Below are 24608 nucleotides of genomic sequence, written 5' to 3' on the forward strand. Positions count from 1 at the left end.
GGCCGTCGTCCTCGACGCTACGACGCGCCGTCCCGGTCCCGCTTCTCCGATCGTGCGGAGCCCGACGTCGGCCGGGGCACCGGTTGCGGCCGGCCCCACGCGAGCGCGAAGCACCCGGGGACGGGCGGACCGCCGGCGCGGGCGTGCTCGTCCCGGTAGGCCGTCGGCGTGACGCCGACGATCGCGCGGAAGCGCGCGGAGAACGTCCCGAGGCTCGTGAAGCCCACGGCGTGGCAGACCTCGGTCACGGTGAGGTTCGCGGTGCGCAGCAGGGTCTTCGCGCGCTCGACGCGGCGTGTGGCGAGGTAGGCCATCGGGCTCGTGCCGAACGCGGCGGCGAACGCGCGCGCGAAGTGGAACGGCGAGTAGCCCGCGACCGCGGCGACGCCGGCGAGGGTGAGCGGCTCCGTGAAGTGCGCGTCCATGTGGTCGCGCGCCCGCCGCAGGTGGACGGCGACCTCGGGCCCGGCGCTCACGCCGTCCACCGCGGCTCGTCCACGCCCCACGGCCGTGCGGGCGCGGGGTAGTCGTCGACCGGCACGCCCGCGAGGTGGTCGAGCGCGGGGCGCGTCGTCGTCGCCGCTCTGTCCCGGCCGTCCAGGCGCGCGGGGTGCACGACGACGCAGCGCGGGCCGGGAGTGCGCGGAGCGTCGTGCGCGGGGTCGCGGCCCGGGGCGGCGAGCAGGGCGCGGGCCGTCCGAGCGAGCGCGCCGTCGACCTCGCGCCCGCGGCCGTCGCTCGCGCGGTCGGCGAGCGCGTCGACGACGGCGGCCGCGACGAGGTAGCCCGTCGCGTGATCGAGCGCCTGGGCGGGCAGGGCGCCCGGGGCGGCGTCCTCGGGCGCGCACGCGGTGCCGTCCCGCGACCCCTCCACGAGCGCGATCCCGCTCACCGCCTGGACGATCGAGTCGAAGCCCCGCCGCCCGGCCCACGGGCCGTCGTCGCCCCATGCGGTGACGCGCGCGTGCACGGCGCCGGGTGGGAGCCGCAGGCCGAAGGCCTCGACCGCGCCCGGGCGGTACCCGGTCACGAGCACGTCGGCCTCGTCGAGCAGGCGCTGGGCGCGGGCGAGGCCGTCGCGTGTCGCGAGGTCGAGCAGCGCCGACCGCTTGCCCTGCCCCGTGTCGAGGTGCTGGACCTCGATCTCCGGGAGCCCCGGCGGGTCGACGCGCAGCACGTCCGCGCCGAGCAGGGCGAGCGTGCGCGTCGCGACCGGGCCCGCGATGACGCGCGTGAGGTCGAGCACCCGGACCCCGGCGAGCGGGCGCGGCCCGGACCCGAGCGGGCGCGCGGGCGCGGCGTCCTCGCGCACGGCCGTGCGCACCGGTGGCCCCGACGCCGACGCCCGGCCCGGCGGGGTGGCGCGCCACGCGTCCTCGCTGCGGACGCGCACGGCGATCGCGCCGGTCTCCGCGGCGCGGTCCTCGACGTCCTGGGCCGAGCGGTCCGCGAGGGCGCTCACGACGGCGTCGCGCGCCGCCGCCCCGTCGGCCGTCGCGGGCAGGTCGAGGAGGGCGAGCAGACGCGCGCGGTGGTGTGCGTAGTTCGCGTGCGTGCGGACCCAGCCGTCCGCGGTCCGGAAGAAGCCCGAGAGCGGCGCGAAGCCGTCCACCGGGGCGCCGTCGACGCGGAGCAGCCGGTCGCTCGCGAACGCCGCGGCGACGCGCTCCGGGTCAGGGGGCGGACCGACGTCGAACCCGCCCCCGCGCGCCGCGGCGTCGCGCACGGCGACGACCGACGCGACCGCGAGGTCCAGGACCGGCAGCGTCGCGGCGAGGAACGGCGCGGCACCCACCCCGCGACACTACGCCGACGGGAGGCCCGGGTGCCCGGACCCGCGACCGATCAGTGGCCGACCGTGACCGTGCCGGGGAACCGGGCCGCCGAGCGGTCGGTCGCGGAACCGTCGCCCGCCGCGTTGATCTCGGAGATCATCATGACGAGCTCGAGGTCGGAGTCCGCGGCGCGGGCGAGGCTGGTCGCGAGCTGGTACGGGTCGGTGATCGGCTTCATGTCGTAGTCCGTGACGATCATGCGCGTCTGCATGCCCAGGCTGTCGTTCTCGACCGCCGTGCGCACGCTGTCCGCGAGGCGGTTCATCTGCGACTCCGTGAGCGTCATCGTCACCTGCTGGCCGGACGACACCTCGCTCGACGGGGAGAAGCCCGAGAACTCCTTCGTGTTGAAGTACTGCGACGACATGTCGTCGGCCGTGACGTCGAACGAGTACGTCCGTGCGGACACGTCCTCGGTCCCCGACGCGTCGAAGGCCTGCGACATGCGGAAGTCGCCGCGGTCGCCGTACGTCGCGGTGAGGAGCTGCTCCGTGCTGCCGTCGGGGTTGGTCGTCGCGACGAGCGAGCCCGTGTTCTTGCCGATCTCCCACTCGGCCCCGCCGACGGGGGTGTCGAAGCCGACGGTCGACGTCGAGTCGAACTCGACCCGCTCGATCTTCGTGGTGCCGGAGATCCCGGTCGACGCGTCGGCGGGGATCTCGCCGGTGACGAGATACCTGTCGTACGCGGCCTGGCCCTCCGGGGTGGACAGGTCGAACTCGGCGCTGCGCAGCGACGCGCCGTCGAGCGACGTCGTGTTGCCGAGCATGACCTTCACGGCGTCGAAGTCGAGACCGAGGCCCGCGTGGTTCGCGATGGCCTCGGTGGGGCCCGCGGTGACGCGCACCGTGTCGTCGCCCGTGCGCTCGATGAGGCTCGTCACGCCGCTCGCGTCCTTGACGGACGACTCGACGGCGATGTGGCGGAACGCCGCGTTGAGCTCGGTCTCCGCGTAGCTGCCGCCGTCCATCGTGACCGACGAGCCGACCGGCATGCTGCGGGGGTCGAACGGGTTGATGCTCCCGGGGTCGGTGACGCCCGCGCCGTCGGGCACCTTCACCGTGTACGCGGACGTGACGCCGGTCGTGTACCCGCCGCTGACGCCCGTGCCGCCCTTGTCGACGCCGCCCTCGACGCCGATCGAGACGTCGGACTTGGACGTGTACGTGGTGAAGCCGTCCTCCGACTTCTCGCCGACCGTGTACTCCGCACCGCCGTTGACGCCGAACGAGATCTTCGACCCGTTCGTCGTCTTCATCCAGTCGGAGAGCGAGCCGCTGCCCGAGTACGTGGTCTCGCCGCTCTCCGGGTCGTGGGTCACGCCGAACCCGACCTTCGCGTCGGTGCCCTCCGTCGCCGGGTTGCCCAGGCTCCCGTTGTCCGTGCCGGACCCGTGGTCGCCCTTCACCGTGACCTTGGGGCCGCCGGGGCTCTCGTCGCCCGACGCGTCGCCTCCGCCGCCACCGGGCCCACCGCCGGAGCCCGGCCCGCCCCCGGAACCGGGCCCGCCGCCCGGCCCGCCACCAGGGCCGCCGCTGCCGCCCGTGCCGTCGGAGCTGGCGCTCTCCTGCTGGTCGGCGTTCTTGCGGACCTTGTCCGCCGCGTCCCGGAGCGTCGCGGTGGCGGCGGCCAGCGCCGGGCCCAGCTCGGCGGACCAGCGGCCGCGCAGCTCGTCGCCGTCCGGTCCGGCCCAGCGGGCCCCGCTCACGGTCGAGTCCAGCGTGCTCCGCGTGGTCGTGAGCGCCTCGGACGCCGTCGTGAGGCTCTGCGCGAGCGCGCGCAGCTCGCCGATGTCGGCACCGTAGAACCCCATGGTCGTCCCTCTGTCGCTGCGGATCGTGCCTCCGGAGCGTACGCGGGCGGGCGCCGCCGCGTCTCGTCCCGCTCATGGGGCGAGGTCCCCATCGGGCGCGCGTCGCGGCACGCGAGCACGGCGCGCGGTCAGGCGGAGAGGACCCCCGCGAGCCGGTCGAGGACGATCCGACCCGCCGGCGGGACGCGGTGCGCGTCGGCCGGGGTCAGCCACGCGAGCTCGGCGATCTCGGCGTTCGGTGCCGGCTCGGGCGACCCGGGAGCCGGCTCGGCGTACATGCAGTGCATGCGCACGACCCGCCCGCCGAGGCCGTGCCCGGGCGCCTCGGCGACGAAGCCGGGGCGGACCGACGTCGGGTCGAGGCGCACCCCCAGCTCCTCGTGGATCTCGCGCACCAGCGCCTCGGCGTCCGACTCGCCGGGCTCGACCTTGCCGCCCGGCATGAAGAAGCGGTCCTTGCCGGTCGTGCGGACGGCGAGCAGGCGCCCGTCGCGGACGTTCACCCAGCCGACGGTGCGCAGCGGCGGCAGGGCGGCGGGCTCGGGGGAGGGCGGGTCGGTGCGGGGGAGGTCGTGCGACGTCACGCCCCCACTGTGCCATCTCCGGCGCGCCGTCTCCGCGGCGCCGTCCGACCCGGACGGCTCGACGCTGACGGCTCGACGACGACCGGCACCCCCGACGGCGCGTGGCGCACCCAGCAGCCACGCGCCGTCGGGCCTGCCCCTCGCGCGGCCCCAGTTCCGGCGAGAGGCGATGGTGCCGGGCCGGGCCCGGCACAGACGATCGTCACACCAACCGGCGAACCGTGCGCGCTGCGCACCCGCGCTAGCCCCCTGGGAAGACGCCGAACACGACATTGCTGCCGTTATCCGGGCGATAACGGCAGCAATGTCGTGTTCGAGGGCGAGCAGGGTCGTGCTCGACGGCGTCGGGTTACCAGGACGCGTTGCGGGCGAGCTCGAGCGCGACGTCCTGCCACCACTGTCCGGCGGGCGGCCCGCCGTTGCACGACCCGTCACTCTCGCCGGGCAGCTTGACCCAGAGCAGGGCGTCCAGGTGCGTGCCGTCGTCGACCGCGCGTGGCGGGTCGCCCAGCGCGCGACCGCGGGGGTTGCACCACTCACCATTGCTCCCGGTGCCGTTGCGGGACGTGTCGACGACGAACGACACGTCGCCGCCGAGCAGCGCCGCGACCTGCTCGCCGTACGCGCGCGACTCGGCCGTCGTGCGGTAGTTCGACGTGTTGAGCGCGAACCCGACGGCGTCGTCGAGGCCCACCTGCTGGAGGCGGGCCGCGGCGGTCGCCGGGCTCAGCCACGCGGAGTGACCCGCGTCGATGTAGACGCGCGCGCCGGCGTCGGTCAGGATGCGCGCCGCGTCGCGCAGCATGCCGACGCGGTCGCCCTGGCCGGAGCAGTCGCCGAGCTGGGCGAGCGCGTCGGGCTCCAGGACGACCCACGGCTCGCCGACGATGCCGGACGCGACCGTCTGGACCCAGCTCCGGTACGCCGCCTCGGCGGTGCCGCCGCCCGAGTGCGAGCCGCAGTCGCGACCGGGGATCGCGTAGATCGTCAGGAGCGGCGTCGCTCCCTCGGCCGCGGCGGCGCTCGTGAACGCCGCGACCTTCGCGCGCGACACCTGCGCGTCCGCGTCGGTGACCCACGTCGACTGGGGCGTGAGCGCGATCTTCGCGAGCAGGTCCCGGTCCGTGCCCGACGCCGCCTGCCAGGCCTCCCACGCCTGGTTCGTCTCGTCCACGTGGAACGTCACGTCGTCCGGCGTCTCGGGGGGATCGGTGGGGTCCGGCGGGTCGGTGGGGTCGGGTGGGACGTCGCCGCCGCACGCGACGCCGTCGAGCGTGAAGCTCGCGGGCACGGCCGGGGCGGACGCGGCCGTGCCCACGAGGCCGAACGAGGCGCTGCCGCCCGTGGCGAGCGACGCGTTCCATCCCACGTCGCCCACGGTGACCCGGCCGCCGTCGCGCCCGAGCGTGCCGTTCCAGAGCTGGCTGATGCTCTCGCCCGCCGGCAGGTCCCAGGCCAGCTCCCAGCCTGAGCGCGGGGCGCCGAGGTTCGTGACGGTGACGTCGGCCTGGAAGCCGCCGGACCACGCGCTCGTGATGCGGTAGTCGACCGTGCAGGCCGCGGAGGGCGCGGCCGCGCGGGTCGTCGCGAGCGCCGCACCGGCGGTCGCCGTGGCGCCCAGCGTCGCGAGGGTCGCGACGGCGGCGACGAGCGTCGCCGCACGGGGTCGTCGGGTGGGGGAGGTCGGTCTCATGCTCGGGGCTCCGTCGCCTCGGGGTCAGGACTCCGCCACGGTAGGGACTGTCGGGGAGCGGCCGGGAGGGTGCGAAACGTTTCGCACTGCGGCGCGTCGTGCTCCATAGGTTCGTTGCGAGGGTATGGTCGTCGCCATGGCATCGAGACCGCTCCAGGAACCCGCGTTCCTCGTCCTGTCCGCGCTCGCGGCCGGTCCGCTGCACGGGTACGGCATCGCGCAGGACGTCGAGTCCAGCTCCGACGGCCGCGTGACGCTGCGCGCCGGGACGCTCTACGGCGCGATCGACCGGCTCGTCGCCGCCGGGCTCGTCGAGGTCGACCGCGAGGAGGTCGTCGACTCGCGCCTGCGCCGCTACTACCGGCTCACCACGGAGGGCGGGACGCGCCTCGCCGCAGAGGCCGAGCGTGCCGAGGCCCAGGCGCGCCGCGCGCTCGAACGCCTCGGCGCCCGCCGTCGCGCGACCGCGGTGGCGCGCGACGGCGTCGCGGCGCGCCCCGCCCGCGGCGTCGCGGGAGGTCTCGCCGACGGCGGGGCGGTGCCGGCATGAGCGGGGACCGCGGGGGCCGCCCCGGTGCGGCGGGCGACGGAGCGACGGCAGCTCCTGCTGCGGCGAGCCCGACGGCGGAGCCCGGCCCGCCGGTGCTCGTCGCACCCGTGCTCGTGCGGGACTACCGCCGACTCCTGCGGCTCTTCCCGTACACGTACCGACGGGCGCACGAGGCCGAGATGCTCGGTCACCTGCTCGACGGCGCGCGGCCGGGGCGGTCGCGCCCGACCCGGGCCGAGCGGTGGGACCTGCTGCGCGCCGCCGCCCGCGAGTGGGCGCTCGCGCCGCTGGGCTCGACGCCGCGGCAGCGGCGGGCGGCGACCGGGCTGCTGTTCGTGCTGCTCCCGGCGGTGCTCGTGGTCATGGCGGTGCGCGTCCTCGCGTTCGCTGCCGCGATCGTCCGGGCGATGCTCGGCCCGGACGGCGGCGCGCCGCTCGCGGCGACCGTCCCGACGGCGCCGATGTGGGCCCTGTGGATCGCGGCGGTCGCCCTCACGCTCGTCGGGGCGCGACGCGTCGGCCTCGTGGTCGCGGTGCTCGCCGCCGGGGCGGGCGTGGCCGCGCTCGTCGGGTCGGTCGCTGCGGGCAGCGCCTATGCCGCGTACCTCGACGCACCGTGGGTCGTCGGGCTCGTCGCGTACGCGGGGGTGCTCGCCGCGGGACGGACGTGCCGGGTCGGCGCCGAGCCGGTCGCGCTCCGGGCGGCGACGGTCTGGGCCATGGCGCTGGTCCTCGGCGCCTTCGTCGCGGCGACCTTCGCCGACGCGGCGCACCTCGGGATGCCGTGGTGGTCGGGTGGCGCCCTGGTCTCGTGGACGCTTCAGGCGCTCGCCGTACCGGTCGTCCTGCTCCTCGGCGTCGCCCTCCTGTGGCGCCGGACGCGCCAGGCGGTCCCGGTGCTCGGCGGTCTCGCGGTCGCCGTGCTGCTGAGCCGCTCGACCTTCTTCTGGTCCGGCACGGTGAGCATCCAGACGGCGGACCTCGGGAACGTCGTCGGCCTCCTGGCGTTCGCCGCCGCGGCGACGCTCGTGCTGCGCTGGGTCGTCAACCGTCTCGACGAGCTCTCCGAGGCGCGCGCCGCGCACGGGGCTCTGCTCGCCGCGACGGGAGAGACGTTGGGGCCGGACGCGCCGCACCCGGGCGAGCCGACCGCCGTCTGACACCGGCGCCGCCGAGAACGACGCTGCGCGCTCGCGAGAACGACATGAGGGCCGTTATCTACCGGATAACGGCCCTCATGTCGTGTTCCGCGCGGGGCTGGGTCAGTCCAGGTAGGCCGACACCAGGCGGGATGCCAGGCCCGTGTAGGTGGCCGGGGTGAGGTTCGCGAGGCGCTGGGCTACGTCGTCCGGAAGGCCGAGGCCGGCGACGAACTCGCGCAGGCGCGCGGCGTCGACGCGCTGGCCGCGCGTGAGGTCCTTGAGGCGCTCGTACGGGTTCTCCATGCCGGGGACGCCCGCGACCGACGCCGCGCGCATCGCCGACTGGATGGGCTCGCCGAGCACCTCCCAGTTCTCGTCGAGGTCCGCCGCCATGAGGTCGGCGTTCGCGGCGAGGGCCTTGAGGCCGCGGCGCACGTTGTCGATCGCGAGGAGCGAGTGGCCGAACGCGGGGCCGACGTTGCGCTGCGTCGTCGAGTCCGTGAGGTCGCGCTGGAGGCGCGAGGTGACGAGCGTCGCGCCGAGCGTGTCGAGCAGCGCGGACGAGATCTCGAGGTTCGCCTCGGCGTTCTCGAACCGGATCGGGTTGACCTTGTGCGGCATGGTCGACGACCCGGTGGCGCCGGGGACGGGGATCTGCGTGAAGAACCCCAGGGAGATGTAGGTCCACACGTCGGTCGCGAGGTTGTGGAGGATGCGGTTGAACCGCGCGACGTCGGCGTACAGCTCGGCCTGCCAGTCGTGCGACTCGATCTGCGTCGTCAGCGGGTTCCACGTGAGCCCCAGGCCCTCGACGAAGTGCTTCGACACCGACGGCCAGTCCACGCCCGGCACGGCGACGGTGTGCGCGCCGTACGTGCCCGTCGCGCCGTTGAGCTTGCCCAGGTACTCGGCCGCGCCGATCCGGCGGAGCTGGCGGCGCAGCCGGTGCGCGAGGACGGCGAGCTCCTTGCCGAGCGTCGTCGGCGTCGCGGGCTGGCCGTGCGTGCGCGAGAGCATCGGCACGTCCGCGTGCTCGCGCGCCATGTCCGCGAGCTGGTCGGCCAGGGCGGTCGCGGCGGGCAGCCACACCTGCTCGACGGCGCCGCGCACCATGAGCGCGTACGACAGGTTGTTGACGTCCTCGCTCGTGCACGCGAAGTGCACGAGCTCGCCGACGCCGGGGAGCACGGTGTCCGCGCCCAGGGCGTCGGGCGCCGCGGCGAGGCGGCGCTTGACGAAGTACTCGACCGCCTTGACGTCGTGCACCGTCTCGCGCTCGATCGCGGCGAGCTCGGCGATCTCCTCGCCGCCGAACGTCGCGGGGATCTGACGCAGGTACGCGACCTCCGCGTCGGAGAGCTGGGGGGCGCCCGGCACGACCGGGCGGACCGCGTTCTCGTCGACCGCCTGGACGCCGTTGCACAGCGTGATGAGCCACTCGACCTCGACGTGGACGCGCTCGCGGTTGAGCGCGGCCTCGCTGAGGTGGTCGACGAGCGGCGCGACGGCCGCGCGGTAGCGCCCGTCGAGCGGGCCGAGCGCGATCGGCGGGGTCACCTCGGCGAGCGACACGCGGGCAGGGGCGTCTGCGGCAGGGTTCTCGGGCACGCCCCTGATTCTCCCACGCGTGCCCGACGGCGGCCCGCGCCTCCCGCAGTCCGGGCACGCGGTCCTGGGCCGGCGCGCGATCCGTGGGCGCCGCGCGGTGCGTGGCCGTCCCCAGGGCCGTCTTCCGAGCGGCCCGTCCACAGCGGCGGACGGGGCCGCGGCGTCCGGGCCGAGGCCCTGCGTACGGTCGCCGCCATGTCCTCCTCGTCGCCCCCGCCGCCCCCGCCGTGCGACGCTGCGCCGTTCGGCGTCTCGCTCGCCCGGGCCCGGGTCCTCACCGCCCAGGACGACGTCGCGCGGGCCGGTGCCGCGCTCGTCGCGCCGGACCTGCCGTGGGCGGGCCACGCGCGCGCGTCGTACGACGATGCCGCCGCCGAGCAGCGCGGCGGGCTGCTCCGGCTCGGCATGCTGCTCGACAGCTGCCTCCTGCGCCTCGACGCGCTCACCGTCCTCGCCGAGGCCGAGGTGGCGAGGATCCGGGCCGAGCTCGCCGCGGCGGGGTTGCCGTGAGCGGCCCTCGCCCGGCACCCGTGGTCGTGGTGCGCGGCGGCACGGAGCCGACCGCGGTCGAGACGGCGGCGGTCGTCGCGCAGGCGGTGGCGCTCGGCGCGCGGGCGGACCTCGTCGCCGGGACCGTGGCCGCGCTCCGAGCCGCGCGGGACTCCGTGGACGTGACGACCGCGAGCCCCACGTCGTTCGCGGGTCGCCTCGCGGCACCGGCGCCCATCCAGGCCGCGTCGGGCTGGGGCGTCCACGCCACGCCGTGCTGGTCGGCGGAGGTGCGTGCGGCGCGCGCGGCCGCGCTCGAGGCGTTCGACCTCGCGATCGGCCTCGCGCAGGAGCAGGAGCGGGGCCTGCGCGACCTCGCGTCGCGCCTGCAGCATGCGGTGCGCGTCTACGACGACGCGGACGCCGCGGCGACGGCACTGTGGCAGGACCTCGCGCTCCTCGCCGTCGGGGGCTTCAGCCCGGTCGGTGCCGCCGCCGCCGGGCTGATCGGCATCCTCTCCCTGGGGACCGTCGGGGTCCTGCACTCGTTCCTGGAGGGTCGTCCGTCCGCGCTGAGGGTCGTCACCTCGGGAGAGTCGCTGCACCCTGCCACGATCCGTGCGCTGAGCCGGGCGATCGGCCTGCTCGACGCCGACCGCCCGTGGTACCGGATGCCGACCGTCGGCAACGGCGCGTCGGTGCTGCGCGGCCTCGCGCAGCCGCTGCGGGACCGCTTCCTGCCCGACCCCGACGTCCGGCTCGTCGACGCGCCACGCGACCTGCCGACGCCCACCGACGTGCGGTCCGCGCTCGGCGCCGTGGACGCGCTCGCGACGGACTCGACGCTCAGCGTCCAGCGGATCGTCAAGGACGACGGCACCCCCACGTGGGTGGTCGCGATCCCCGGTACGCAGCCCGGCAATCTCCGGTCGGTCTTCACCATGACGTCCAACTACGACCTCATGGACGACGACCCGGCGGTGCGGGCGCGGGCCGACAGCGCCCGCGCCGTGCTGGAGGCGATGCGACAGGCCGGGATCGGGCCCGACGACGACGTCGTGCTCGTGGGGCACAGCCAGGGCGGCATGATCGCCGCGACCGTCGCGGCGGCGACGGTCGGGACGTACTCCGTGCGGCACGTCGTGACGGCGGGCTCGCCCGTCGCCGGCCACGCCCTCCCACCGGGGGTCAAGGGCACGCACCTCGAGACCCAGGGCGAGGGGATCTCCGACCTCGACGGCGCGGAGAACCGGGCGACGCCCGACAGGGTCACGGTGACGGGGACCCTGCCGGCTCCGGGCGGCGGGCCGTCGCTCGAGTGGCCGCACAGCGTGCACTTCCACCAGGAGGTCCTGGACGCCGCCGTCGAGGTGGGCGACCGTGGCCTCGAGGAGCACCTGGACGACGTCGAGCGGCTGCTCGACGGCCAGGCGGAGGAGCCGCTCGTCTACGAGGCGCGCCTGGTGCCCGACCCGGACACCACGTTCTGCATCGGGGACCTGGCGGTCCCGCGTTCGCTCACGCCCCCGTGGGCCCCGGGCACGCCGTTCCCGGGCGCGCCGGGGGTGCCGGCGCCGGGGGCGCCGTCGCCCGCGGTGCCGGGGACCCCGCTCACGGGGAGTCCGGGGGCCGGTCAGCTCACCGCGCCGGGCCCGGACGGCGGGGGAGGCGACGACGACGCGCGGTAGCGGCGCCCGTCCTGCGGACCGAGGCGGCCGGGGTCAGCGGTCCTGGGCCCGGGGCACGACGGCCGAGACGGCGAAGTTGATGAGCCCGATGATCAGGGCCGCGAGCAGGGCCCACCAGAACCCGCCGATGATGCGGATGCCCCAGTCCGTCTGCTCCGTGATCCACGCGGTGAGCATGAGCATGAGCGCGTTGACGACGAGCGAGAACAGCCCCAGCGTGAGGATGTAGAGCGGGATGGACAGGATCTGCACGATCGGCTTGATGATCGCGTTCACGAGCGAGTAGAGCAGGGCCACCACGAGGATGATGACGACCTGCCCGCCGGCGGTGTCGGACCCGACGATCTGGAAGTGCTCGTCGATGAACAGGCTCGTGAGCCAGATCGCGAGGCCGGTGACGAGGACGCGGACGACGAAGCTCATACCGGGCATCCTGCCATCCGGGCGGCGCCCGGGCACGGCGCCGGGCCGCGCCCCGGCGGGACCGCGCCGGGCAGGTGGCATGATCGAGGACCGTGGCCCACGAACCCCGCGTCCCCCTGCGTCCCGCCGTCGCCGCGCTGCCGGCCTACGTCCCCGGGGCCCGTGTCGCCCCGGGCGCGGCGGCGTTCAAGCTCTCCTCCAACGAGAACCCGTACCCGCCGCTGCCGTCGGTCGTCGCCGCGATCGCCGACGCCGCCGCGGACGTGAACCGCTACCCGGACATGTACGCGACCGAGCTCACCGAGGCGCTCGCGGCCGACCTGGGCGTCGGCGCGGACGAGGTCGTGGTGGGCAACGGCTCGGTCGCGGTGCTGGCGCACGTGCTGCAGACGGTCGTCGAGCCGGGCGACGAGGTCGTGTACCCGTGGCGCTCGTTCGAGGCCTACCCGATCGCTGTCGCGGTCGCGGGCGGCACGTCGGTCCAGGTGCCGCTGCGGACCGGGGCGGACGTCGGCCGGCTCGACCTGCCCGCGATGGCCGCGGCGATCACGGAGCGGACGCGCGTCGTGATGGTGTGCACGCCCAACAACCCGACCGGTCCGGTCGTGCACCGCGAGGAGCTCGACGCGTTCCTCGCGGCGGTGCCGTCGGACGTGCTGGTCGTGCTCGACGAGGCGTACCTGGAGTTCGTGCGCGACCCCGAGGCCCCGGACGGCCTCGCGGTGTACGCGCAGCACCCGAACGTCGTGCTGCTGCGCACGTTCTCCAAGGCGTACGGCCTTGCGGGACTGCGCGTGGGCTACGCCGTCGCGCGCCCGCGGCTCGCGGCGGGGATCCGCGCCGTGTCGACGCCGTTCGGCGTCTCCCACGTCGCGCAGCGCGCGGCCATCGCGTCGCTCGCGGCGCGCGACGAGCTGCTGCAGCGGGTCGAGCACCTCGTCGCCGACCGCGCGCGCCTCGTCGAGGGCCTGCGCGACCAGGGCTGGGTGCTGCCGGAGTCGCAGGCGAACTTCGTGTGGTTCGACCTGGGCGAGCGCACCGCGCAGCGCGCCGAGGAGGCGCGCGCCGCCGGGGCGATCGTGCGCCCGTTCGCGGGCGAGGGGCTGCGCGTGAGCGTCGGCGAGCCGGAGGCGACGGACCTGTTCCTGCGCGTGAGCGCCACCTGGCTCTGAGGCCGTCCGTCCCGGACCCGTGCCGAGCGGTCCCTGTTGCCGGGCGCCGACGGCGCGAGAACACTCGCGAGCATGGACTCCATCGATACCGACCAGCTCGTCGACGAGTACGGCTGGGCCTTCGGCACGGCCGCGCTGGTCCTCTACGTCGCGGTGGCGGTGATCTTCCTCATCGCCTACATCCGGATCATCCAGAAGGCCGGCTACTCGGGCTGGTGGATCCTCGTGGGCCTGGTGCCGATCCTCAACGTCGTCATGTTCCTCGTCTTCGCGTTCTCGCGCTGGCCGGTGCTGCGCGAGCGCGACGCGCTGCGCGCGGGCGGCGCGTACCCGAGGTAGGGCGGGCCCCCGTCGGCGCGGGGGCCGTCCGGTGGGGATTGGAGGATCCCTACAGCCTGTCCCGGCGGATCTTGGGCGACACGTCGGCAGCCGAACCTACGGTGTCGTAGCCTACGCTTGCGTAGGCTACGGAGACGTAGGTTCCGACGGCGCCCCGACCGGGCGCCTCCTGCCCCCGAGCGGGCCGGCCGCACGGCCGGGCCGCACCGAAGGAGAGTCGCGTGACCGAGAACGACGCGAGAACCGCCGCGCGGGACGGCGCGAGCACGCCCCCCGACCTCCCCGACGTCGCGGGCGGTCCCGACGACGCCCCCCTGCTCCAGCTCGTGACGCCGGCCGGATCTCGCGTCACGACCCCCGAGACGGACGGCTACCGCGAGCGCGTCGCCCACCTCGACGCCGCGGCCCTGCGCGGCCTCTACCGCGACATGGTGCTCACGCGCCGCTTCGACGACGAGGCGACGTCGCTCCAGCGCCAGGGTGAGCTCGGCCTGTTCGCGCAGGCGAAGGGCCAGGAGGCGGCGCAGATCGGCTCCGGCCGTGCGCTCGCCCCGCAGGACTACGTGTTCCCGTCCTACCGCGAGCACGGCGTCTCGCACGTGCGCGGCATCGACCCGACGGCGCGCCTGCGCCTGTTCCGCGGGGTCGACCACGGCGGGTGGGACCCCACGGAGCACAACGTGCACCTGTACACGCTCGTCATCGGGTCGCACACGCTCCACGCGACCGGGTACGCGATGGGCGTCCAGCGCGACGGCCTCGTCGGGTCGGGGGACCCGGAGCGCGACACGGCCGTCGTCACGTACTTCGGCGACGGCGCGACGTCGCAGGGGGACGTCAACGAGGCGCTGGTGTTCGCCGCGGTGAACAACGCGCCCGTCGTCTTCTTCTGCCAGAACAACCAGTGGGCGATCTCCGAGCCGACGACCAAGCAGTCGCGCGTGCCCCTGTACCGCCGCGGTGGCGGGTTCGGCGTGCCCAGCGTGCGGGTCGACGGCAACGACGTGCTCGCGTGCTACGCCGTGACGGCCGAGGCGCTCGAACGGGCGCGCACGGGCGGCGGTCCGACGTTCGTCGAGGCGTTCACCTACCGCATGGGCGCGCACACGACGTCGGACGACCCGACCAAGTACCGCTCGCGGGCCCAGGAGGAGTACTGGCGCCGTCGCGACCCGATCGACCGGCTCGAGAACCTGCTCCGCGCCGAGGACGCGTGGGACGACGCGTTCGCCGCCGACGTCGCGGCCGAGGCCGACGCGCTCGGCGAGCGGCTGCGCGACGAGGTGCGCGCGCTCGCCGCGCCCGACCCGTCGACCATGTTCGACCACGTCTACGCGACGCCGAACGCCGTGGTCGAGCGCGAGAAGGCGTGGTTCGCCGACTACCAGCAGTCCTTCGAGGAGCCGGCCGCGGAGGTGGCCCGATGAGCGAGAACAAGACCCTGACCCTCGCCCGCGCGATCAACGAGGGCCTGCGCCGGTCGCTCGAGACCGACCCGAAGGTCCTGCTCATGGGCGAGGACATCGGCGCGCTCGGCGGCGTGTTCCGCGTGACCGACGGGCTCCAGAAGGACTTCGGCGAGGACCGCGTCGTCGACACGCCGCTCGCGGAGTCCGGCATCCTCGGCACGGCGATCGGCCTCGCGCTGCGCGGCTACCGGCCGGTGTGCGAGATCCAGTTCGACGGGTTCATCTTCCCCGCGTACGACCAGATCACCACGCAGCTCGCGAAGATGGGCTACCGCTCGGGCGGGAAGCTCCAGGTGCCCGTCGTGATCCGCGTGCCGTACGGCGGCGGGATCGGCGCCGTCGAGCACCACAGCGAGAGCCCCGAGGCGCTGTTCGCGCACACCGCCGGGTTGCGCGTCGTGTCGCCGTCCACGCCGCAGGACGCGTACACGATGATCCAGGAGGCCATCGCCTCGCCCGACCCCGTGCTGTTCTTCGAGCCCAAGGGCCGTTACTGGGAGAAGGGCCCCGTCGAGGTCTCCGGCCGCGGCGAGGGCGCGACCGTGCTGGACCGTGCGCGCGTCGTCCGCCCCGGCGCCGACCTGACCCTCGTCGCGTACGGCCCGACCGTCGCGACCGCGCTCCGCGCCGCCGCGGCGGCCGAGCAGGAGGGACGCAGCGTCGAGGTCGTGGACCTGCGCAGCATCTCCCCGCTCGACACCGTGACCGTGGTGGAGTCCGTGCGCCGGACCGGGCGCTGCGTCGTCGTGCACGAGGCCCCGGCCTACCTGGGCTCGGGCGCCGAGGTCGCGGCCCGCGTGACGGAGGAGTGCTTCTACTCGCTCGAGGCGCCGGTGCTGCGCGTCGGCGGCTTCCACACCCCGTACCCCGTCGCCAAGATCGAGCACGACTACCTGCCGAGCCTCGACCGCGTGCTCGACGCCGTCGACCGCGCGTTCGCGTTCTGACGCGCGTCCGCCGCGACCTCGACAGCGCCGACCGGGACCACCAGGAGGACCACGCAGTGCCCACCTTCGAGAAGTTCAACCTCCCCGACGCGGGCGAGGGCCTCACCGAGGCCGAGATCGTGCAGTGGCACGTCGCCGTCGGTGACGCCGTGACGGTCAACCAGACGATCGTCGAGATCGAGACGGCCAAGTCGCTCGTCGAGCTCCCGTCGCCGTACACGGGGGTCGTCACGGAGATCCTCGCGCCCGAGGGGACGACGGTCGAGGTCGGCGTGCCGATCATCGTCGTGGACACCGACCCGTCCGGCACCGCGCCGGCGCCCGCCGCGCCGGCCGGCGTCGTGCCCGACGGCGCGGACGCGGCTCCCGCTCCTGCCTCGCCCGCCCCGGGTGCCGGGTCGGAGGGCGGGGCGACCGCCGCGGCCTCCGGCTCCGGCTCGGTGCTCGTGGGATACGGGACGGTCGAGCCGGGTACGGCCCGTCGCCGCCGCCGCGCTCCGGACGCGGCCCCGGCCGCCGCTCCGGTCGTGGCCCCGGCCGCCGCCGTCCCGGCTCCTGCCCCGGCACCCGCGGCCGTGCCTGCGGCGAGCGCGCCGACGCCCGCCGCCGTCGGGCACGTGCACCTGCCGGTGCTGGCGAAGCCGCCGGTGCGCAAGCTCGCCAAGGACCTCGGGGTCGACCTCGCCAGCGTCGCCGGCACCGGCCCGGGCGGGATCGTCACGCGCGAGGACGTGCAGGCGTACCACGAGCAGGCGAAGGCCAAGCCGCTGGCGACGTACGCCGACGACGACCAGCCGTGGCTCGCGTCCGGCGCCGTCACCCCGGACGGCCGCCAGACGCGCGTGCCCGTGAAGTCGGTGCGCAAGCGCACGGCCGAGGCGATGGTGACGAGCGCGTTCACCGCCCCGCACGTCACGGTGTTCCACACGGTCGACGTCACCAAGACCATGCGCCTCGTGCACACCCTGCGCGAGGACCGGGAGTTCGCCGACGTGCGCGTCACCCCGCTGCTCGTCACCGCGAAGGCGCTGCTCCTCGCCGTGCGCCGCCACCCGGAGATCAACGCGAGCTGGGACGACGCCGCGCAGGAGATCGTCTACAAGCACTACGTGAACCTCGGCATCGCGGCGGCGACGCCGCGCGGACTCGTCGTGCCGAACATCAAGGACGCGCACCGGCTCGACCTGCACGGCCTCGCAGGCGAGATCGCGGACCTCACCGCGACCGCGCGGGCGGGCCGCACGTCGCCCGCCGACATGTCCGACGGCACCATCACGATCACGAACGTCGGCGTGTTCGGCATCGACACCGGGACGCCGATCCTCAACCCGGGCGAGGCCGCGATCCTCGCCTTCGGCGCGATTCGCGAGCAGCCGTGGGTCCACAAGGGCAAGATCAAGAAGCGCTGGGTCACGCAGCTCGCGCTGAGCTTCGACCACCGCCTCGTCGACGGCGAGCTCGGCGCGCGCGTGCTGGCCGACGTCGCGAAGGTGCTCGAGGACCCGGCGCGCGGCCTCGTCTGGGGCTGAGCCCGCGCGGTGCTCCGCTTGCGGGCACCCGGGGAACGGCGAGCATGGGCCTCGGAGGGGCCGGTGAACCTCACCGGTGTCGTTCGAGGGAGGTCGCGTGCGCAGCGCTCAGGGCAGGGCGGTCCGGCCGACGGCGGGAGCCGGGCCGGGACGCGGGCGCCGGGCTCGGGCGGCGATCCCCACGGGTGCGTTCGTCGGTCTTGCGGCGCTCGGCCTCACTGCGTGCGCCGGACCGGGGGCCGCGGACGCCCGGGCCGTCGTCGAGGAGCTCGCCACCGCGGTCGCCGGGGGTGACGGCGCCGCCGCGTGCGCACTCCTCCTGCCCGACGCCGCGGACGCGCTCGCCGCGGACGAGGGCGAGCCGTGCGCGGACGTGGTCGCCGCGCCCGACGGTCCGCTCGCCGCGCTCGCCGCGGCCGGGGACGACCTCGTCGTCGAGGACGTCCACCTGGCCGGCCGCCAGGCGCAGGTCGTCACCGCGACCGACACCCTCTTCCTCGCCGTGTCGGGCGACGGCTGGATCATCACCGCCGCCGGCTGCACCCCGCGCGAGGACCGCCCCTACGACTGCGAGGTCGAGGCATGAGGGTCCCGCGGCTGATGTTCTGGGCGACGCTCGTGCTCGTCGGCGCGGGCCTCGCCGTCACGTTCGTGCTCGCGGCGGTGCACCGATGAGCGCCGGTCCCGGCAAGGGCGGCGTCCTCGGCGGGCTGCGCGCCAGCTCGCTGAGCCTCTTCTTCGCCGCCGCGTTCCTCGCGTCGCTCGTCGCCCAGGCGGTGAGCGGGGTCGCGGTCTTCAACACGGACCAGCGCGCGGCGGGGCTGGACCCCGTGACGTTCGGCCAGTACGTGGCGTCGTCGGCGTTCTGGGTCGACGTCACCGAGAACTGGCAGTCCGAGTACCTCCAGTTCCTGCTCTTCATCACCGCGACCGTGTGGTTCGTGCAGCGCGGCTCGCCCGAGTCGAAGAAGCTCGAGGAGGCCGGCCGCGAGTCCGACGAGGACCAGAAGGTGGGCGAGCACGCGACGCCCGACTCCTCGGCCTGGGCGCGGGCCGGGGGCTGGCGGCTCGCGGTCTACTCGCGCTCGCTCTCGCTCGTCATGGGCGCGATCTTCCTCGGCTCGTGGGCGGCGCAGTCGGCGGCGGGCGCCGTCGCGTTCAGCGAGGAGCAGCTGCGCGAGCTCGAGGACCCCGTGCCCTGGACGGAGTACCTCTCGATGCCCGACTTCTGGAGCCGGACGTTCCAGAACTGGCAGTCCGAGATGCTGGCGGTCCTGAGCATGGTCGTGCTCGCGATCTACCTGCGCGAGCGCGGGTCGCCCGAGTCGAAGCCCGTCGGCTCGTCGCACGAGGCGACGGGCGTCGAGGGCTGACCCCGCGCGGCCGCACGCCGCACCACCTCGCCAACCGCTCACAGCGGCCCCGCGCTCGGTGTGCGGAAGACCTCACACGGGCTTAACGACGGCCGCGCGCGGGGGAAACACGGCGTTCCTAGCGTCCTCGGTACTGACCGGGACCTGCTGAAGGAGCCGCCATGTCCGCGCCCACGAGCCCCACCACCCACGAGGGTGAGCAGTCCGCAGAGCACCCCTCCGGCACCGCGACCACCACGACCGCCGCGGCCTCCGCGCCCAGGGCCACGACCGCCGTCGGGCCGACCACCGCCTCGACGGCCGGCCGCACGGCGACCGCCCCGACCCACCGCTCCGGACGCTGGATCGACCGCTGGGATCCGGAGGACCCGACGTTCTGGCGCGACGGCGGCCGGAAGGTCGCGACGCGCAACCTGTGGATCTCGGTGTTCGCCGAGTTCCTCGGGTTCGCGGTGTGGGCCCTGTGGTCGATCGTCGTGCCGCAGCTCCCCGCCGCCGGGTTCACGTTCACCGTCGACCAGCAGTTCTGGCTCATCGCCGTGCCGAGCCTCGTCGGCGCGACGTTGCGCATCCCGTACACGTTCGCGGTGCCGCTGTTCGGCGGCCGCAACTGGACCGTGGTCTCGGCGCTCCTGCTCCTGCTCCCGACGGCGGCGCTCGCCGTCGCGGTGCAGGACCCGGGGACGCCGTTCGGGGTCATGCTCGCGGTCGCGGCGCTCGCGGGCTTCGGTGGCGGGAACTTCGCGTCGTCGATGGCGAACATCTCGTTCTTCTACCCCGAGCGGGAGAAGGGCAAGGCGCTGGGGCTCAACGCCGCGGGCGGCAACCTGGGGACGGCGGTCGTGCAGCTCGCGGTGCCGCTCGTCATCGTCGCCGGAGCGGGCGTCGCGCTCGAGCGCGCGGGGCTCATGATGATCCCGTTCATCCTGCTCGCGGCGTTCCTCGCGTGGCGGTTCATGGACAACCTGTCCACCGCGAAGGCCGACCCGAAGTCGTTCGCCGCCGCGACGCGGAACAAGCACACGTGGATCATCTCGTTCCTCTACATCGGCACGTTCGGGTCGTTCATCGGGTACGCCGGGGCGTTCCCCCTGCTGCTCACGGGCCAGTTCCCCGAGGTGACGCTGTCGATCGCGTTCCTCGGCGCGCTCGTCGGCTCGGTCACGCGGCCCCTCGGCGGCGTCATCGCGGACCGGGTGGGCGGCACGCGCGTCACCATCGCGTCGTACGGCGTCATGGCGCTCGGGGCGTTCGGCGCGATCCAGGCGCTGCGGTCGCACAGCTTCGGCCTGTTCTTCGCCTCCTTCCTCGTCCTGTTCGTCGCGACGGGCATCGGCAACGGCTCGACCTACCGCATGATCCCCGCCGTCTTCCAGGCGAGCGCCGTCCCGGGCGGCGCGCTCGACGGGCCGACGGCGGTCGACGCCGCCGCTCTCGACGAGGCCCGGGCCCGCGCGCGCAAGGCCGCGGCGGGGTGCATCGGCATCGCGGGGGCGATCGGGGCGTTCGGCGGGTTCCTCATCCCGCGCGGGTTCGCGGCGTCGACGAGCCTCGCCGGCTCGCTCGTCCCGGCCCTGTGGGCGTTCATCGGGATGTACGCCGTCATGGCGGTCGTCGCCTGGGCGGTGTACCTCCGCAAGGGGTCGGCGCTCGCGTCGGCCGGGATCTGAGCGTGGACACGCACTGCCCCTACTGCGCGCTCCAGTGCGGCATGTCCCTGACGCCCGGCGCAGGACCGCTCCCGGTCACCGTCGCCCCGCGCGACTTCCCCACCAACCGGGGTGGGCTGTGCCAGAAGGGCTGGACGAGCGCGACGGTCCTCCGCGCGGCGGACCGGATCACGACCCCGCTGCTGCGCGGGAGCGACGACGTACTGCACCCGGCGTCGTGGGACGAGGCGCTGGACGTCGTGGTGGCGGGGATCGCCCGGGTGCAGGCCGAGCACGGGCGGGACGCCGTCGCCGTGTTCGGCGGCGGCGGGCTGACGAACGAGAAGGCGTACGCGCTCGGCAAGTTCGCGCGGACGGTCCTGCGCACCGCGAACATCGACTACAACGGGCGCTTCTGCATGGCGTCGGCGGCAGCCGGGGCGAACCGGGCGTTCGGCGTCGACCGCGGGCTGCCGTTCCCGCTCGCCGACCTCGGCGGCGCCGACGCCGTGCTCCTGCTCGGCTCCAACCTCGCCGAGACCATGCCGCCGTCGGTCCAGCACCTCGCGGGCGTGCGCTCGCGCGGCGGGCTCGTCGTCGTGGACCCGCGCCGCAGCGCCACCGCGGCGCTCACGGGAGAGCCGGCGGGCGTCGTCGGGCAGCGTGCCGTGCCCGACGACGGTCGGTCGCCGGGGCGGCTGGTCCCGCCTCCGGGTGCGGGGCCGGTGGGCGACCAGGGCGTGCACCTCCAGCCCGTGCCCGGGACCGACCTCGTCGTGCTCCTCGCGCTGCTGCACGTCGTGGTCACGGAAGGGCTCGCGGACGCGGAGTACCTCGCCGCGCGCACGTCGGGGTTCGACGACGTCCGGCGCTCCGTCATGGCGTGGTGGCCCGAGCGCGCGGAGACCGTCTGCGGGGTCCCGGCCGCGCGGCTGCGGCACGTCGCGCGGCTGCTCGCGGCCGCGTCGCCCGCCCACGGCGGCGCGGGCGCGTACGTGCTGACGGGGCGGGGTGTCGAGCAGTCGTCGCAGGGCACCGCGACGGTGACCGCCGCGATCAACCTCGCGCTCGCGCTCGGCCTGCCGGGACGCGTCGGCTCCGGGTACGGCGCGATCACCGGCCAGGGGAACGGGCAGGGCGGGCGCGAGCACGGGCAGAAGGCCGACCAGCTCCCGGGCTACCGCAGGATCGACGACCCGGCGGCGCGCGCGCACGTCGCGTCCGTGTGGGGCGTGGACCCGGCGACGATCCCCGGTCCGGGGATGCCCGCCGTCAGGCTCCTGCGCGCGCTCGGCGCCCGGCCCGGACCGGCCGGTGCGCGGACCACCTACGCCGAGGACGGGCGCCCGCGCGCGCTGCTCGTGCACGGGTCGAACGTCGTGGTCAGCGCGCCGGACGCGGACCAGGTCGCCGCGAACCTGCGCGCCCTCGACCTGCTCGTGGTGTTCGACCTCGTGCCGTCGGAGACGGCGCTGCTCGCGGACGTCGTGCTGCCGGTGACGCAGTGGGCCGAGGAGGAGGGCACCATGACGTCGCTCGAGGGGCGGGTCATCCGGCGCCGTCGCGCGGTCGACCCGCCCGGGGAGGCGCGCTCGGAGCTGTGGATCCTCGCGGAGCTCGCGCGTCGCCTGGGCTCGTCGGTCTCCTTCCCGACGGACCCCGCCGTCGTCTTCGACGAGCTCGCGCGCGCGTCCGCGGGCGGGGTGGCCGACTACGCGGGGTTGAGCCACGCGCGTCTCGACGCGGACGAGGACGACGGCGGCCCGGGGCTGCACTGGCCGGTGCCCACCGCGGACCACCCGGGTACGCCGCGGCTGTTCCTCGACCGGTTCGCGACCCCGGACGGGCGCGCGCGGATGGTCGTGGTCGACCACGTCGGACCGAGCGACGACGTGCGCGCCGACGCCCCGCTCTACCTCGTCACGGGTCGCGTGCTGCAGCACTACCAGTCGGGCGCGCAGACGCGCCGCGTGCCGGAGCTCGACCGGCTCGTGCCGGAGCCGTTCGTCGAGCTCCACCCGGTCCTGGGCGTGCGGCTCGGGGTCGACGACGGCGACCGCGCCCGCCTCACGACGCGCCGCGGAGCGATCGAGGCGGTCGCGCGGTGGTCCGACCGGATCCGCCCGGACACCGTCTTCATGCCCTTCCACTGGAGCGGGGAGGGAAGCGTCAACCGGGTCACCACCGACGCGACCGACCCGGTCTCGGGCATGCCCGAGTTCAAGGTGTGCGCCGTGGACGTGCGGCGCGCGTCCACGGCGCAGGAGGTGGTCGCATGACGCGCGTCGTCGTGATCGGCAACGGCATGGTCGGGTCGCGGTTCGCGAGCGACCTCGTGGCGCGCTGCGGGGCGCCCGCGGGGACGTCGGCCGTGGAGGTCACCGTGCTCGGCGCGGAGGAGTACGCGCCGTACAACCGCGTGCTGCTCAGCGAGGTCGTGGCGGGCAAGGTCGACGTCGCGGCGATCGGCCTGCCGGGGGCGGACGACGCCCGCGTCACGGTGCGCCGCGGCACCGAGGCCATCGCGATCGACCGGTCCGCGCGCCGCGTCGTCACGGGCGACGGCGCGCACCCGTACGACGTCGTCGTGCTCGCGACGGGTGCGGCCGCGCGGGTCCCCGACCTGCCGGGCCTGACGGACCTCCCGGGCGGCCTGCCTCGTGGCGCGCACGCGCTGCGCACGCTCGACGACGCGCGCGAGATCGTCGCGGCGTCGGTCAACGCGCGGCACGCCGTGGTCGTCGGGGCGGGCGTGCTCGGGCTGGAGGTCGCGTGCGGGCTCGCGCGCCGCGGCGTCGCGGTGAGCCTCGTGCACGGGGGTGCGAGCGTCATGGACCGCCAGCTCGACCGCGCCGCGGGGGGCGTCGTCGCGCGCGGCCTCGCGGGTCTCGGCGTGCGGACCTGGACGCGCGCGCGCACCGAGCGCGTCCTCGTGGAGTCGGGTTCCGTGCGCGGGGTGACGCTCCGCGTGCCCGACGGCGGGGCGCCCGCCGGCCCGTCGGCCCGCCCGGCGGGGGGCGCGGGGGACGACGCGACGCGGCTCGTCGGCATCGAGGCCGACCTGCTCGTGCTCGCGTGCGGCACCGTGCCCGAGGCCGGGCTCGCGCGTGCGGCGGGCCTCGCGGTCGACCGGGGCGTCGTCGTCGGGCCGGACCTGGCGAGCCCCGACGACCCGCGCGTGTTCGCGATCGGCGACTGCGCGCAGCCGCCCGAGGGCGGCACCGGGCTGATCGCGCAGGGCTGGGACCAGTCGCGCCGGCTCGCGGACCACCTCGCGGAGCGGTGCGCGAGGTGGACCGACCGGGGCGGCGCGGTGAACCCGGACGCCGCGCAGGGGGCGGCGTCGGGGCGCCCACGGGTCCGCCTGGGGGTCGACGCCGACCGGCCGAGCATGGCGCTGCGCCTCGCCATGAACGTCGTCGCGCGCCCGCTCGGGGAGCCGCCCGGGCCGTCGGCACCGGGCGTGTCCGGGGTCGCTGCCCACCCTGCCGGTCCCGGGTCCACGGGTCGTCCGCGCCCTCCTGGTCCCGGGAACCCCGGTGTGGACGAGCGCCCGAGGGCCGGGACCGACGTCGTGCGCGTCAAGGCGGCGGGGCTGGAGATCGTGACGATGGGCGTGTGCGGCGAGCGGCGGGCGCCCGACCCCGCGCACCGCTCCGTGACGCTGAGCGACCCCGCGTCGGGGCGGCACGTCGAGGTCGTCGTCGCGGACGGCCTGCTCGTCGGCGTGACGTGCGTCGGCGCGCCCGAGGTGGGCGCGGACCTCACCGCGACGTACACCCGTCGGGTCCCGGTCCCCGCGGACCCGGCCCACCTGCTGCTGCGCCCTGTCGCGCAGGCCCCCGCGCCGGCGTCGTCCCCGACCCACATGCCCGACCGCACGACCGTCTGCACGTGCAACGGCGTGACCAAGGGCGACGTCGTCGGGTGCTGGCACGACGGCGCCCGCAGCGTCGACGACGTCGCGCGGGCCACGCGCGCGACGACGGGCTGCGGGGGCTGCAAGGACGTCGTGTGCGGTCTGGTCGACTGGCTCGCGAAGGCGGACCCGGACCAGCCGAAGAACGAGGCAGCACCGGCGCCGGTCGGCCTCGACACGTGAGATCGGCGGGCCTCGTCGAGATCGGCAGTCACGATCGCCGATCTCGGCACGACCTGCCGATCTCGCCCCGCTCCGCCGACCTCACACGGCGGTGCGGCGCCGGGTGAGAACACCGTTACGGACGGGCAACGGACGGGGCACGGCCGCGAAACCGCCCGTCCGTAGCGTCGTCAGCACCGTCCCGGGAGCCCTCGTCGGACCCG

Annotated in this window: 21 protein-coding genes; 14 read left to right on the forward strand and 7 right to left on the reverse strand. The window is 75.5% G+C overall.

The window, feature by feature from the left end:
- Positions 1-17 precede the first annotated feature (17 nt).
- From NHH00_RS11160 to NHH00_RS11180, 5 genes are all read right to left on the reverse strand, one after another.
- Positions 18-476, reverse strand: a complete 459-nt coding sequence (locus NHH00_RS11160) for a helix-turn-helix transcriptional regulator (RefSeq protein WP_253052083.1) — start codon at positions 474-476, stop codon at positions 18-20.
- Positions 473-1795, reverse strand: a complete 1323-nt coding sequence (locus NHH00_RS11165; RefSeq protein ID WP_253052085.1) for a CoA transferase — start codon at positions 1793-1795, stop codon at positions 473-475. Before NHH00_RS11165 ends, NHH00_RS11160 begins: the two co-directional genes overlap by 4 nt.
- A 50-nt stretch (positions 1796-1845) precedes the next feature.
- Entirely contained in the window at positions 1846-3648 is a 1803-nt protein-coding gene (locus tag NHH00_RS11170) for a hypothetical protein (protein WP_253052087.1), read from the reverse strand.
- Positions 3649-3776: 128 nt separating this feature from the next.
- On the reverse strand, positions 3777-4232 hold the full coding sequence (locus tag NHH00_RS21060) for an NUDIX hydrolase (RefSeq protein ID WP_253052089.1): 456 nt from the start codon (positions 4230-4232) through the stop codon (positions 3777-3779).
- Positions 4233-4581: 349 nt separating this feature from the next.
- Entirely contained in the window at positions 4582-5925 is a 1344-nt protein-coding gene (locus NHH00_RS11180; protein WP_253052091.1) for a glycoside hydrolase family 6 protein, read from the reverse strand.
- Positions 5926-6061: 136 nt separating this feature from the next.
- Between NHH00_RS11180 and NHH00_RS11185 the strand changes: the two genes are divergently transcribed.
- The gene (locus tag NHH00_RS11185; RefSeq protein ID WP_253052093.1) at positions 6062-6475 is read left to right on the forward strand and encodes a PadR family transcriptional regulator; all 414 of its coding nucleotides are present in this window, start codon (positions 6062-6064) and stop codon (positions 6473-6475) included.
- Positions 6472-7635 carry a hypothetical protein gene (locus NHH00_RS11190; RefSeq protein WP_253052095.1) on the forward strand — a complete coding sequence of 388 codons (1164 nt, stop codon included), beginning with the start codon at positions 6472-6474 and terminating at the stop codon, positions 7633-7635. The genes NHH00_RS11185 and NHH00_RS11190 overlap by 4 nt, the downstream gene beginning before the upstream one ends.
- Before the next feature lie 102 nt (positions 7636-7737).
- Here NHH00_RS11190 and purB read toward each other — a convergent pair whose 3' ends face one another.
- Positions 7738-9225: an adenylosuccinate lyase gene (purB, locus tag NHH00_RS11195; protein ID WP_253052097.1), complete on the reverse strand. Its 1488-nt coding sequence runs from the start codon at positions 9223-9225 to the stop codon at positions 7738-7740.
- 195 nt (positions 9226-9420) lie between these two features.
- On the opposite strand from purB, the gene NHH00_RS11200 reads away from it, so the two are divergent.
- The gene (locus NHH00_RS11200) at positions 9421-9735 is read left to right on the forward strand and encodes a hypothetical protein (RefSeq protein ID WP_253052099.1); all 315 of its coding nucleotides are present in this window, start codon (positions 9421-9423) and stop codon (positions 9733-9735) included.
- Positions 9732-11402, forward strand: a complete 1671-nt coding sequence (locus tag NHH00_RS21065) for a PGAP1-like alpha/beta domain-containing protein (RefSeq protein WP_308202293.1) — start codon at positions 9732-9734, stop codon at positions 11400-11402. The genes NHH00_RS11200 and NHH00_RS21065 overlap by 4 nt, the downstream gene beginning before the upstream one ends.
- A 33-nt stretch (positions 11403-11435) precedes the next feature.
- On the opposite strand, the gene NHH00_RS11205 is transcribed toward NHH00_RS21065, so the two are convergent.
- Positions 11436-11825, reverse strand: a complete 390-nt coding sequence (locus NHH00_RS11205; RefSeq protein ID WP_253052101.1) for a phage holin family protein — start codon at positions 11823-11825, stop codon at positions 11436-11438.
- Between the two features lie 92 nt (positions 11826-11917).
- On the opposite strand from NHH00_RS11205, the gene hisC reads away from it, so the two are divergent.
- The 10 genes from hisC to NHH00_RS11255 all read left to right on the forward strand — a co-directional run bounded on the left by hisC (position 11918) and on the right by NHH00_RS11255 (position 24405).
- Positions 11918-12997: a histidinol-phosphate transaminase gene (gene hisC / locus NHH00_RS11210; protein WP_253052103.1), complete on the forward strand. Its 1080-nt coding sequence runs from the start codon at positions 11918-11920 to the stop codon at positions 12995-12997.
- A gap of 72 nt (positions 12998-13069) precedes the next feature.
- The gene (locus NHH00_RS11215; RefSeq protein ID WP_253052105.1) at positions 13070-13336 is read left to right on the forward strand and encodes a DUF805 domain-containing protein; all 267 of its coding nucleotides are present in this window, start codon (positions 13070-13072) and stop codon (positions 13334-13336) included.
- Between the two features lie 221 nt (positions 13337-13557).
- On the forward strand, positions 13558-14763 hold the full coding sequence (pdhA, locus tag NHH00_RS11220; RefSeq protein WP_374614819.1) for a pyruvate dehydrogenase (acetyl-transferring) E1 component subunit alpha: 1206 nt from the start codon (positions 13558-13560) through the stop codon (positions 14761-14763).
- The gene (locus NHH00_RS11225) at positions 14760-15752 is read left to right on the forward strand and encodes an alpha-ketoacid dehydrogenase subunit beta (RefSeq protein WP_253052107.1); all 993 of its coding nucleotides are present in this window, start codon (positions 14760-14762) and stop codon (positions 15750-15752) included. Before pdhA ends, NHH00_RS11225 begins: the two co-directional genes overlap by 4 nt.
- Before the next feature lie 56 nt (positions 15753-15808).
- Positions 15809-17281, forward strand: a complete 1473-nt coding sequence (locus NHH00_RS11230) for a dihydrolipoamide acetyltransferase family protein (protein WP_253052109.1) — start codon at positions 15809-15811, stop codon at positions 17279-17281.
- Between the two features lie 97 nt (positions 17282-17378).
- Positions 17379-17867, forward strand: a complete 489-nt coding sequence (locus tag NHH00_RS11235; protein ID WP_253052111.1) for a hypothetical protein — start codon at positions 17379-17381, stop codon at positions 17865-17867.
- Positions 17868-17952: 85 nt separating this feature from the next.
- On the forward strand, positions 17953-18654 hold the full coding sequence (locus NHH00_RS11240) for a DUF6766 family protein (RefSeq protein ID WP_253052113.1): 702 nt from the start codon (positions 17953-17955) through the stop codon (positions 18652-18654).
- Between the two features lie 161 nt (positions 18655-18815).
- Positions 18816-20324 (forward strand): MFS transporter, encoded by a 1509-nt coding sequence (locus NHH00_RS11245; protein ID WP_253052115.1) that lies wholly within the window; start codon positions 18816-18818, stop codon positions 20322-20324.
- 41 nt (positions 20325-20365) lie between these two features.
- Positions 20366-22582: a molybdopterin oxidoreductase family protein gene (locus NHH00_RS11250; protein WP_253052506.1), complete on the forward strand. Its 2217-nt coding sequence runs from the start codon at positions 20366-20368 to the stop codon at positions 22580-22582.
- Positions 22579-24405 carry an FAD-dependent oxidoreductase gene (locus NHH00_RS11255; protein ID WP_253052117.1) on the forward strand — a complete coding sequence of 609 codons (1827 nt, stop codon included), beginning with the start codon at positions 22579-22581 and terminating at the stop codon, positions 24403-24405. The genes NHH00_RS11250 and NHH00_RS11255 overlap by 4 nt, the downstream gene beginning before the upstream one ends.
- The last annotated feature ends 203 nt before the right edge of the window (positions 24406-24608 follow it).

Origin of the sequence: Cellulosimicrobium cellulans (assembly GCF_024124905.1) — a bacterium.
GTDB classification, from domain to species: Bacteria; Actinomycetota; Actinomycetes; order Actinomycetales; family Cellulomonadaceae; genus Cellulosimicrobium; species Cellulosimicrobium cellulans_G.